The organism is Paenarthrobacter sp. NCHU4564 (assembly GCF_052156435.1).
In the GTDB taxonomy this organism is placed as follows: domain Bacteria; phylum Actinomycetota; class Actinomycetes; order Actinomycetales; family Micrococcaceae; genus Arthrobacter.
Genome location: NZ_JBQLIS010000003.1, coordinates 275,258 through 287,683 on the forward strand (window position 1 = coordinate 275,258; position 12,426 = coordinate 287,683).

Below are 12,426 nucleotides of genomic sequence, written 5' to 3' on the forward strand. Positions count from 1 at the left end.
ATATAAGCTACAGCATGAATTACTGTCATGACCAGCTAATTCGCACTTTTTTCAAAAGTTTCTTGAAATTTTAGGATTAGTTGGTGGGCGGGATGAGGGTTTACAGGCCCCAGCGGACAATGGCAGGGGTTCGCTTGTCCCACCCCAGGGTGCAGACCTTGGCGGTTCCAAGAATGAAATGCCGGCCTTCACGGGCGTCCATTTCCAGCCAGCGGGCCGTGAGAATGCGGGAGAAATGGCCGTGGGCCACCACCAGGACGTTGTCCATTCCGGATTCCAGGACCCGGCCAATGATCTTGTCGGCCCGGGCTGCGACTTCGTCCAGGGTTTCCCCGTTGGGAACGCCATCGGTCCAGATGAGGTAGTCGGGGTTGTCCTTACGGATGAGGTCGGAACTGATGCCCTCGTAATCGCCATAGTTCCACTCCACGGCCAACGGCTCATGGACGGCGTCCGGGTAGCCGGCCAGTTCCGCGGTGCGGCGGGCACGGCGAAGCGGGGAAGTGAGGACCAGGTCGAAGTCGATGCCTTCGAGGACCTTGCGGGCTTCCACGGCCTGCTGTTCGCCTTCCACAGTCAGCGGAAGGTCGGTCAGGCCGGTGTACTGGCCACTCTTGGACCATTCAGTCTCGCCGTGGCGAAGGATCCAGAGCTGCGGACGCGGTGAAGTCGCGGCGGTCAATTAGGGCTCCTCTGTTTCGGTTGAAAGCTCGACGGCGGACTCGGGTTGGGCGTCCCACCAGGCCAGGAGCTTTGATTCGGCTTCCTCGGGGGACAGCGGTCCGTGTTCCATGCGCTCCTCCAGGAGGAACTTGTAGGCACGGCCCACCACAGGGCCGGGCTTGATTCCGAGGAGCGCCATGATCCGGGCACCGTCCAGGTCCGGCCGGATGGCTGCCAGCGATTCCTGTTCCAGCAAGGCAGCGATGCGCTGCTCAAGGTCATCGTAGGCGAACGACAACCTGTCGGCCTTGCGCTGGTTGCGTGTTGTGACGTCCGAACGGGTGAGCCGGTGCAGGCGCTCGAGCAGCGGACCTGCGTCCGTAACGTAACGGCGGACGGCCGAGTCAGTCCAACCGGCATCGCCGTAGCCGTAGAAGCGCATGTGCAGTTCAACCAAACGGGCAACGGCCTTGATGGTGTCGTTGTCGAACCTCAGTGCTTTCATGCGCTTGGCGGTGAGCTTCGCACCCACGACGTCGTGGTGCCTGAAGCTGACCGCGCCGCCCGGTTCGAATTTGCGCGTAGCCGGCTTGCCGACGTCGTGCATCAACGCCGCGAACCGCAGCACAAAGTCAGGCCCGGGCACCGGGCCGTCCGGACCGGTTTCAAGGTCTGCAGCCTGTTCCAGGACCTGGAGCGAATGCTGGTAGACGTCCTTGTGGCGGTGGTGTTCGTCCGACTCCAGCCGCAGGGCAGAGACTTCCGGGAGGACGAACTCGGCAAGGCCCGTGTCCACCAGCAGGTCGATACCCACCCGGGGGTGCGCTCCGTTAATAAGCTTGATGAGTTCATCCCGGACACGCTCGGCGGAGATGATCTTGATGCGGTCGGCCATCTGGCTCATGGCAAGGCGGACGTCGTCATGTACCGACACACCCAGCTGCGACGCGAACCGGGCTGCCCGCATCATGCGCAGCGGATCGTCGGAAAAGGATGCTTCAGGCGCGCCGGGGGTGGCCAGTTCCGAGGCATGGAGGTCGCGGACCCCGCCGAAGGGATCCACGAGTTCCAGGCCAGGCAGTTTCAGGGCCATGGCGTTGATGGTGAAGTCGCGGCGCAGCAGGTCATCGGTCAGCGAGTTGCCGAAAGCCACCACTGGTTTGCGGGAGTCGGGGTCATAGGCCTCGGCACGGTAGGTGGTGATTTCGATCTGGAAGCCGTCCTTGCGCATCCCGATCGTCCCGAACGCACGCCCGATCTCCCAGAAGTTATCCGCCCACTTCTTGATGACGGAGATCGTCTGGTCCGGCGTTGCATCAGTCGTGAAATCCAGGTCCGGGGATGTCCTGCCCAGGAAAAGGTCGCGCACGGGTCCACCCACCAGCGACAGCTCAAATCCGGCGTCGACAAAGCGCTGCCCGAGATCGAGCACCACCGGGTCGATGGTGAAGTTAACTGAAGAACTGTCCAATACGTGCGCCATAGTCCCTTAAGCTTGGCAGATTTTTACCCTGCGTTGGGTCACGGATCGCTGCAAAAACCCGGCGTCCCCGAACAGCCGGCTCCTGCAGTCCATCTTGTGGCCATGTCCCGGTCATCACTCACGGGCAAGAGTCGTTAGAGTGGACTTCATGGCCAATCCGATACCGAGCGCTCCTGGCAGGAGGACAAACGCACCGTTGCCGTCGGCAATCGGCGCCCACGTCGCGCCCGCCCCGCAGCACCCGGTCCAGGCCTCGCTTCCCACTGTTGAGGAAGTCTCCGCGGGCGGCGTCGTAGTGGACACGTCCGACGGCGAGTTGCGGGTTGCGATCATCGCCCGCCTTAACAGGGGTGGCCGGCTGGAGTGGTGCCTGCCCAAGGGCCACCCGGAAGGCCGGGAGAACAATGAGGAAGCAGCTGTCCGGGAAATCGCCGAGGAAACCGGCATCGAAGGCAGCATCCTGGCACCCCTGGGAAGTATCGATTACTGGTTTACGGTCAGCGGCCACCGCGTGCACAAAACTGTCCATCATTTCCTGCTGCAAGCTACCGGCGGGGAGCTCACCATCGAGAACGATCCCGACCAGGAAGCCGTGGACGCCGCCTGGGTTCCCATCCAGGAACTTGCCCGCAAATTGTCCTTCCCCAATGAACGCCGCATCGCCGACCTGGCACGGGAAGTGCTGCCGGAACACCTCTGACGCGGGCTCATGGGACGATAAAGGCGATGTCTGACGCCAAAGCAACCCAGTCCGTTCAATCCGGAGAAGCACGTTCCAGCGCCATCATGGCCGCCGGAACGTTGGTTTCCCGGTTCCTTGGCTTCGCTAAGACCTGGATGCTCGGGGCCGCCCTCGGCCTGGGTTCAACGGTCAATGACACGTTTATTAACGCGAACAACCTGCCCAACCTGATCTTCCTGCTGGTTGCCGGTGGTGTTTTCAACGCCGTCCTGGTGCCGCAAATCATCAAGGCAAGCAACGCACCGGACAGGGGAGCCGATTACATCAGCCGTCTCCTGACACTGGCGGTGCTGGTTCTCCTCGGGCTCACTGCACTTGTGACGTTGGCGGCTCCACTGGTCATCGACCTCACCACGCAGGGTTACTCGGAGCAACAGAAGGCGCTGGCTGTCACGTTCGCTTTCTGGTGCCTGCCCCAGATTTTCTTCTACGGCCTGTACGCCCTGCTGACCCAGGTACTCAACGCCCACGGAGCCTTCGGGCCGGCCATGTGGGCACCCATCCTTAATAACCTGGTGGCTATCGCCGGTTTGGGGATGTTCATCTGGATCCTGGGAGACAACGTCACCAACCCGCACACCTTGGACAACTGGGGGCCAACCCAGACATTCCTTGTGGCCGGTTTCTCCACCATCGGTGTTGTGGCGCAAACAGCCATTTTGCTCATCCCTGTTCTTCGCCTGAAGCTGGGGCTGAGGCCCCGCTTCGGATGGCGCGGGGTTGGACTGGGCCAGGCAGCCAAGCTGAGCATCTGGACGTTACTGACTGCCGCCGTCGGGCAGTTGGCGTTCCTTTACGTCATGAAAATTGCCACGATTCCCGGTGCCGAGCGCCTGCGCCTGGACAACGCCGGAGACGATGCAGCCGCGGCTGTACTGCCCGGCAACGCCGTCCTGGAAGTAGCGAGCCAGCTGTACCTGCTGCCGCACTCGATCATCGCGCTGTCGCTGGCCACCGTCCTCTTTAACCGCATGACGCGCGCGTCCCAGGACGGCAACAAGGCCGAGCTGCGCGATGCCCTCTCCCACGGCCTGCGCACCATGGCCGTGGCCACCGTGTTCGGTGCCTTGGCGTTGTTCGCCCTGGCCGGCCCGCTGGGTATGTTCTTCTCCGGTGGCAAACCCCAGGACGGCGTCATGCTGGCCCAAACGCTCACCATCCTTGCGCTGAGCACTCCGTTCCTGAGCGCGAACTTCATGATGTCGCGCGTGTTCTATGCCAACGAAGACGCCCGCACGCCGCTGTATGTCCAGCTCCTGCTGGCCCTGATCTACGTGGTGGGCGCATTCTTCATCCAGTTCCTCCCCGTCGGCCAGATCATCTACGCGATCGCCATCCTCTACACCTTGGGCAACATCCTGTCAGTGGTGATCAGCGTGGTGTTCCTCCGTCGACTCCTCGGCCACCTGGATGGTCCCCGCATTGCCAATTCCTACATCCGCATGGGTTACGCAGGCCTCGGTTCCGCGCTTGCCGGTGCCCTCGCGCTCTGGCTGCTGGGCAGCTACCGGGCCGACGGCTTCGCTTGGAGCAGCCGGCCAGCCGCCCTGGTGACCGTGGTCGTCGTCGGGCCTGTCATGCTGGTTGCCTACCTGTTCCTGCTGAAGGTCTTCCGCGTCAGTGAACTCCGCGACCTCCTGCGGCCGCTGCTGGGCCGCCTGGGCCGCGGCGTCCCCGTCAGCGCCGGTCCTGCCACCGCAGCAACACCCACGACGCCGGCGCGCGCCACGGTCTCGGATGACACTGGCCTGATTCCGCGCATCTCGGGCGAATTCGACGCAGCCTCCTTCAGGGCCGGGCCGGCCTTGCAGCCGGAGCCCGAAGCGCCTGCGGAGGGCGCCGAGAGCTACCTTCCCGAGGAAGATGTGCCCAGCACGGCCAAAGGCAGCCGCTTCCGTCCGCAGGTTCCGTTGCCTGGGCGCCGCACCTACCAAGGCGACCCCGGACGGAATCCATACTTCCCTGTCCCCGGGGACGACAAGGAGTAACGGCGCCGCCAACGTGGGCGAAGGGCCTCAATCCGTTAGGCTAGAAACCAATACAGGTAGTTGCAAAAGTGGTTTTACCCGGCTCAGCGGGTGGCCAGCATGCAGGACCCGCAGCTCCCGGACAGCCTAGGAGGAACACGTGTCCCACCCGATCGACGTCGGATCAGTACTTGGCGGCCGCTACAAGGTCACAGCCACGGTACTGACCTCGCATGACCAAGATCTGGTGCTCGACGGCGTCGACCAGGTTCTCAACCGTCCCGTGAGCATCCTCGTAGCCGGTCCCGGAAATGCCGAACAAGTAGCTCAAAGCGCCCGCGAGGTAGCCACCGGGGAGCGCCCCGGAAACGTGCAGATCCTGGACCTCGGCGTCAGCGACAACACCACCTACCTGATCACCAACCACAGCACGGCCCCGGACCTCCTGGACCTGGTGGTCGCCACCAACCCGCCCTATGTCGAACCGTTTTTCACGGAAACCCTGGGCAGTGAAATTTTCGGCCAATCGAGGACCTACGAACCCGAAACCTACGACGGCCTCTACGAGGACGACGAGCACGAGGCCGAGTACATCCAGTACGACCAGGATGGATACCCCGTCCAGCGTGAGCACGACGCCGACGAGCCGGCTGCAGCTGCCGGCCACGTCCCACCCATGCCCGCGTCCAACCCGTCATCATCCAAGAGCGGCGGGGGCCTGGCAGGTAAACTCGCCGCTGCAGCTGCGGGTGCTGGAGCCGCAGGCGTTGCCGCTGCTGCTGCCCTGAAGAAGGGGACGGGGTCCAAGAACCAGGAAGCCCAGGCTGCTCCTGCTCCTGCTGACACTGCCCAACCGCCAACACAGGCCGTCAACGCACAAGCAGCGGGTGCTTCGCCTGCTGCTTCCGCTCCCGCGAAGCCTCCCGCGGCCCCTGCGCAACCGCCCGCTGCTCCCGTGCAGCCGCCTACCCAGGCAGTCAATGCACAGCCTGCTGCCCGCCAACCCTCTCCGCAGTCCAAGCCGGAACGGGAACCTGCGGAGCCGAAGGTTTCATTGTGGTCCGAGGAAGACTATGGCTTCGCCGGTGGCGCTGCTGCCGGTGGTGCCGCGGCCAGTACCTCCAACGCCGGATACGACCGCGCGGCAAGCAGCTTCCCGGCGTCGGCCGCTGTTGAGGACTACCAGACCGACGACGACTATGAAGATGACACACCGGAACGTGAGCCGCGGTCCATGCGCTGGCTGGTGGGCGGTCTTCTTGCCGCCGTCCTGATCGTGGGCCTTGTTCTGGCAGTGACTAACCTCGGAAGCCTGCTCCCCAGCGGCTCTCCTGCGGCGACCCAGAACACCACGGCGCCGCAATCCAACGGCACAGGCAGCGGGACAACCGAGCCCACGCCGTCGGAGACAGCGGCTCCGGCAGCACCTCCGGCCATCGAGGACATTACCCGACTGGGTAACTTCGATTTCGCCGCTGCATTCGACAAGGACCTGGTGAAGGCATTCGACGGCAATGCTGCAAGCTACTGGTCGGACATGGAATTCGCGTCCGCTGACTGGGGCGGGGGACTGACGGACGAGATGCCCTTGGTCGTGAAGCTCAAGGAGCCGGCCGAAATCAAGTCCGTGGTCCTCAACCAGTTGGGTGGATCCGGCGGCAGCATCAGCGTTTACACCAACGATCGCCCCGCCATGGACGGTGCCAAGTTGGTGGGGACCAACAGTTTCACGTCGCCCGAGCTGACCATGCCGCTGGCAGCGCCCACCCAGGCCCAGTACGTCATTGTTGTCATCAAGACCCTGCCCAAGCTGGCAGCCCCTAAGACACGCTTCGGATTCGGTCTCCGCCTGGCCGAGGTTACCGTCCAGTAACTCACCCAACTAAGTAGCAGTAGAGGCCGTTTTGAACCATCAGAACGGCCTCTACTGCTACCTGGTTTGTCTGGCCGCTTCGATTCGGCCGCCACTCTACCGGTACCCTGAATGACGGTGGGTTTTAGGGTCTTCAGCGTCCCTCAAAAACCAACGGAATATTTGGAGCTTTCCAAGGGTTGAGTCAGGTGGCTGCCCCGAAAGCGGCAGCATCGATTAAAGGAAGAGGTTCACGCCACGTGAGCATTGCAGAAACCAGCGCATCGCAGGTGCGTGACGTCATCATCGTAGGTTCCGGTCCGGCCGGCTACACCGCGGCCGTCTACACCGCCCGCGCCAACATGAAGCCTCTGCTCATCGCCGGTTCAGTCACCGCCGGCGGCGAATTGATGAACACCACCGACGTTGAAAACTACCCGGGTTTCCCGGAAGGCATCATGGGCCCGGATCTCATGGAGAACTTCGAGAAGCAGGCAGCCCGCTTTGGTACAGAGATCCTCTTTGAGGACGTCACCGAACTGGACCTCGACGGCGACATCAAGACCGTGACCATTGGAACGGGGGAGACCTTCCAGGCGAAGGCCATTATCCTGTCCACCGGTTCGGCCTACCGCGAGCTTGGCTTGGAGAACGAAAAGCGCCTTTCCGGCCACGGCGTCAGCTGGTGTGCAACCTGTGACGGTTTCTTCTTCAAGGACCAGGACATCGCGGTCATCGGTGGCGGTGACTCCGCCATGGAGGAAGCGCTCTTCCTCACCAAGTTTGCCAAGTCCGTGACTGTGGTCCACCGCCGCGACACCCTCAAGGCTTCCAAGATCATGGGCGACCGCGCCCAGGCTCACGAAAAGATCAACTTCGTGTGGAACACCGCAGTGGACGATGTCCTGGGCGGGGACAAGGTCACGGGCCTTAAGCTCAGGAACGTCGTGGATGGCACGGAATCCGAACTCGCTGTGACGGGTGTGTTCGTGGCCATCGGCAACGATCCGCGTACCGACCTGGTCAAGGGCAAGGTGGAACTCACGCCCGAAGGCACCATCGCCGTCGAGGGCCGCAGTTCCAAGACCAGCATCAAGGGTGTATTTGCTGCCGGTGATGTCATCGACCCAACCTACCGCCAGGCCATCACGGCTTCCGGTTCGGGTTGCGTGGCCGCACTGGACGTCGAGCACTACCTTGCAGACCTGCATTCCTAAGCTGCTTCAAGCAAACTCCAAGAAGGGAAAGTTATGAGCAACGCCAAAGACGTAACCGACGCAAGCTTCAGCACAGATGTCCTGGGTTCCGAGAAGCCCGTCATCGTAGACTTCTGGGCAGAATGGTGTGGCCCCTGCCGTAAGCTCGGACCCATCCTCGATGAGATCTCTGTCGAGTACAGCGACAAGGTCGATGTTGTGAAGCTCAACGTGGACGACAACCCGGCCATTGCCGCTGAGTATGGAATCACCTCCATCCCCGCCGTATACCTCTTCAGCGGGGGAGAAGTGAAAAGCACCGTCATCGGCGCCAAGCCCAAGCAGTTCTTCGAGAAGGAATTCGCGGACGTCCTGTCCTGATTCCGGGGTCTTTCGGGCCCACATCCGACGGCCTCTGCTTCCCACTCGGGAACAGGGGTCGTCTTTTTTGTCTCTGCATCCCCTCCCGGTTGTGTTACTCGTGTATTTCCTCCAGACGCTCGTGCTTCATTCTTAGATCGAGGGTCAACTCACTGGGGACTGTCTCCCCAGTCCGGTGGAACTGGCCCGGTCCACGCGGTGCAGAATTCGTGTGTGGGACTCCGGGTATGGTGAAGTCTACTGCAGTAGAGAAATGCTTCGCGATTGACCGGCAGCGGCGGAAGTGATGCTCTCTTCGGCAAGGTACAGAAGAAGCTGGGTACAGAAGAACCTGGCCAGGCTGGGCGTTGGGTTGCTGACGGCTGATGGCTGCTGATGGCTGCTGCGAATGATGTTTCACGTGAAACAGCAACGACCCTTGCAAGCGACCAATGTGTTGTTCAGCCCTTCCGGCGTTTCTGCGCCGATCGCGTATACGCCGATCGGCGGTGTGGACTCGGCGCCCACGCGGGGTTGCTTTACATGGTGCTTGATCATTACGGCTGGCCCCTGCTTTGGCTGATGGATACCGGTTCTGCGTGCCCCTCGCCCCAACCGCCTCCACTACGCCTACCTAAGAGGAAGGCCTGGGCCTTCACGTCCATTACTTTCTACTGTGGGCACCTAACTGCTGGGGGACGCCGACAAAGACCACTGTTTCACGTGAAACATGGGTCCACGGCGCTTACGGGCAAAGCCCGCCCATCAGATGAGCGTACTAATGAGCCCATGGCGTGGCATTCTCAGCTTCGAAGCCTCTGACATCGCTTTGGCAGCCACTGACCCACGCAAACGTCTCCAGCCTTTGACCTCGTTTTGGGCCTTCGCCTGGTTGGAGCCAGATTGCGGGTCGCCGGCCACGAGTCTTTGTCGCCTTGATGATGGCCTCGATGTTGGACTGTGTTTTCGGACTTCCAGGATCCCTCCTTCACCGCCACTAGGTAGTTCGTCCCGCGGGTCGCTCAGCTGAGGGCGTTCTTCATTGACTACTCAGCCCTCAGTTCAGATGGAAGGGGCGACTTAAACCTACAGAGCACTCGAAAGCGGCGGTTACTCACCCCGTTTGAGTTTCCTACCCATGTTTCTCGAGGTACATGCTTCGACAGGTGCTTCTTTCCGTCAGTTCGAAGCCACTCATAAAACTGTCAGGTCAAAAGTGGCAGGCAGCCCAGAGATCCGCTACATCAACCGACAGCCGCCGGCAGATCGGCCCTCGGGGGTGTGTTGTCATGAGAGACCGCTACCCATTCGATAAGTCCTAAGCGACCGCTCAATGGTCCGGCCGAGCAAACCAGTGCACTCTAAGCACCGCCGGCATGCTGATCGATGCGGGCGCTCCAATAGGGCCGCGGGCAAGCTGATCGACGCGGGCGCTCCGATAATTCCGAGGCCGCCCTGATAGTGCCCGCGCCCTCCGATAGGCCCCAATACAGCCACATAGGGACTTAGGCGCTCCTTTGATTCCCCAGAAGTTCCGTATCTGCAGGCCGTCTCGATCGGTCGATGGTACTGATTCGGGATGCAGGTGGACACGTCACTGCTCGACCGAGAGGTAACCGCGCCTGGCTGCTGACTTAAGTGCGTCACAAGCCTTGATGTCTGCGAGATGAACGCTAACTGCAAAGAGTGGGTTGCAGCGTCCGGAGGGCTGACGGGACTGCCTAGCCCTGCTGAGAGAGCCTGTTAGCTGTATCTTCTACGCGGGTGAGCGCGCGATACACCTTGTGGTGACTCCAACTGCTTCCGCCCGTCGACCCCTTGTGGTTCTGCGGGGGATCACAGTGCCCAATTCGCACATTCTCCGCTCTGGTACGTCTGAGCCTCCCAAACGATAAGGCGGCTCGTGATCTGTGTTTCACGTGAAACACCGCCGCAGGTGGCCCACTAAAAGCACCTTGGAGGTTCCCTATGGGCATGACCCACGAGCAAACACCAGGTAGCCCACGTCCTGGCCGGTGCGTCATGAGTTCCTCCATCCCGATGAACCGTAGGGCGTCCGTCAGCTCGTTCATTGCCGGAATGACGGATCGTTTACGCAGCACCGAGGTGCCACTGGCATTGGGCAGCCGCTCGTAGCCGGTGGTCCAGTTGGACACAATCCTGTGGTTTGGGCTCCTCCACGACGCGGAAGATCGGAACAGAGCCTGTGTACCGCTGCCCCACATGCCGTGGGCTGTACCCCTATGTTTCACGTGAAACAGCTGAGGGGTGGCCGGATTCTCTACAACCGGGTTCGACACTTTAGCCGCCTACTCGGAGGCAGGACCAATAAGTTCAAGCGCCTATGGCAAGGATGCGGCATCACAAACCCACCGCCGGTCCGCGCTCCTCTCACAGAGCATGTCAGGGCGCCGATCCGGATCCAGCGACCAATCGGTCCTCGATCTGGACCCCGAGTAAAGACAGACTCATTCGATAATGGCACACGACCAGCTCCGTATCGGCGTCCACATCGTCGGAGCATCATATCCGTACTACAGACTCCATAAGTATTGGCCACCACAGAGCCCTGATCGACGGTGGGTGGTCATCTCAACCTGCGGGACAGCACAAGCATCACGAACTACGACACCACGCCACCACGACACCACGACACCACGACACGCTGAGGATAAGCCCGTGGGAATGCCAAGAAGTGATTACGGGCTCCGCGGGGGAGGCGCTTTGGCAGGTCCAGCGGCCGGGCCCCAAACCAACCACCGTCAGCCGGGGAACGGAATCCCTCCAAGGCGGTCAGCTTCATATCGACCCTGGCACGCTGCGGGACTGACACCATGGGCACACCCATGCACCACCATCATTCACGGGCTAAGGGCAGGCACTTGAGTTGGGAGCATCGCTAAGACTACTCCCGCGCAGGTAGTTCACCCCATATACAAACATCCGATCTTCCGGGCTCCTCCTGAAGGGATGCCCTATACACCGCGCTGTCCGTTCTCTTGGTTCTGGTCTAGATGAACACACGCGCTCTACTGTGCCGTTGACGAGTTTCGTGACCGGCGGCCACGCAGGTTTGAATCCGCTCTTGTGCATCGGCGTCTAACCAAAATGGGCGTCCGGCCATCTGCTAAGGGAGGTCTCTTGGACCGGGGTGAGGCTACCGCTCCTGGGACTTTCGTCGCTATTTATGCACAATGTTATCCACAGGCTTATCCACCGTCGCCCACAGGCGGAACGTCTGCAAATCTCATGGATGTTGGTCTGTCCCCTTCACCTGCCTAACACATGAAAGCAGGGGGGCTACACAAAATCTAAACGCGAGCCCTTCCCACTCGGCTCGGGTGAGGCGAGAATCGACTGAAATGTGGACTAAAAGCCACAGAAAGGACCGTCCAGACGCGTTTTTTGGTCACTGAGGTACTCCTCCACCGAGCTTCGCACTGTTTCACGTGAAACATCAGCGACGGTGACGTACAAACCGCGCCCCCCATCGCCGTTGGGAGCCGTACACATCTGCTTGCCGTGCATTGAGACGGTCGTAGACCGCGAAGTTGTCCCCAAAGTTATCCACAGCGATATCCACCGTGCTGTGGCCCACTCCACAAGCACGCTTCGCCGTGGGGATCCGTTCGCTCCGCTATTCCAGTCGAACCACCAGCTGCCCTCATGACAGTTCACACCTGGCATCGGCTCGCTGATTTACTTACAGCTCATGCACATCATGGAAGAGAAGGAACATAACCTGGCCCAGCACCTGATTGCGGCGGAAGTCCAGCTTGAGTCCGACCGGCCTCGATCGTGGTACAACATCCGATCAATGATGTACTTCACACTGCTGACAACGGGGTGTGTCAACAGTGAGTCCCCTTAGCGGATTTCCTGGAAGACTGAGGAACTGCTGCTACATTCTCTGATTCCGTTGTCTTGATCGTTTGCGCCAAGGGAGCACCACAAGCCCACTACTGAGGCGCGATCACGGCCTGCGGTAATCACCCCACCAGGGGTCGTACTGCAGCGCTTTGATCCAGACGCATTGGTCCTCTCCTCTGTCCTGCCTCTTCCTGGAACCAGATGTATTGAGGGCCGACAATGGCCGGTGGCGATGTGAGCATCAACGACGGCTGCTGCGGATCGCTGGACAACTGGAAGAAGCCTGAAAAGGC

7 protein-coding genes are annotated in these 12,426 nt (G+C 61.1%); 5 read left to right on the plus strand and 2 right to left on the minus strand.

Annotation, left to right across the window (positions count from 1 at the left end; translation table 11 throughout):
• Positions 1-100: 100 nt before the first annotated feature.
• Complete coding sequence (locus ACSVIE_RS05330; RefSeq protein ID WP_426004982.1) at positions 101-682, minus strand: histidine phosphatase family protein; 582 nt, start codon at positions 680-682, stop codon at positions 101-103.
• Entirely contained in the window at positions 683-2,146 is a 1,464-nt protein-coding gene (locus ACSVIE_RS05335; RefSeq protein WP_426004983.1) for a CCA tRNA nucleotidyltransferase, read from the minus strand.
• A gap of 196 nt (positions 2,147-2,342) precedes the next feature.
• Between ACSVIE_RS05335 and ACSVIE_RS05340 the strand changes: the two genes are divergently transcribed.
• From ACSVIE_RS05340 to trxA, 5 genes are all read left to right on the plus strand, one after another.
• Positions 2,343-2,846: an NUDIX hydrolase gene (locus tag ACSVIE_RS05340; protein WP_090822121.1), complete on the plus strand. Its 504-nt coding sequence runs from the start codon at positions 2,343-2,345 to the stop codon at positions 2,844-2,846.
• A 26-nt stretch (positions 2,847-2,872) separates the two neighbouring features.
• On the plus strand, positions 2,873-4,876 hold the full coding sequence (gene murJ / locus ACSVIE_RS05345; protein WP_442423238.1) for a murein biosynthesis integral membrane protein MurJ: 2,004 nt from the start codon (positions 2,873-2,875) through the stop codon (positions 4,874-4,876).
• A gap of 139 nt (positions 4,877-5,015) precedes the next feature.
• Complete coding sequence (locus tag ACSVIE_RS05350; protein ID WP_426004985.1) at positions 5,016-6,728, plus strand: ABC transporter substrate-binding protein; 1,713 nt, start codon at positions 5,016-5,018, stop codon at positions 6,726-6,728.
• A 239-nt stretch (positions 6,729-6,967) separates the two neighbouring features.
• The gene (gene trxB, locus ACSVIE_RS05355) at positions 6,968-7,924 is read left to right on the plus strand and encodes a thioredoxin-disulfide reductase (protein WP_442423239.1); all 957 of its coding nucleotides are present in this window, start codon (positions 6,968-6,970) and stop codon (positions 7,922-7,924) included.
• A gap of 33 nt (positions 7,925-7,957) precedes the next feature.
• The gene (gene trxA, locus ACSVIE_RS05360; protein ID WP_426004988.1) at positions 7,958-8,284 is read left to right on the plus strand and encodes a thioredoxin; all 327 of its coding nucleotides are present in this window, start codon (positions 7,958-7,960) and stop codon (positions 8,282-8,284) included.
• Positions 8,285-12,426 lie beyond the last annotated feature (4,142 nt).

Excerpts from the sequence above, each read along its gene's own strand:
- ACSVIE_RS05335 (WP_426004983.1), bottom strand. The coding sequence starts at position 2,146 with ATGGCGCACGTATTGGACAGTTCTTCAGTTAACTTCACCATCGACCCG.
- murJ (WP_442423238.1), top strand. The coding sequence starts at position 2,873 with ATGTCTGACGCCAAAGCAACCCAGTCCGTTCAATCCGGAGAAGCACGT.
- trxA (WP_426004988.1), top strand. The coding sequence starts at position 7,958 with ATGAGCAACGCCAAAGACGTAACCGACGCAAGCTTCAGCACAGATGTC.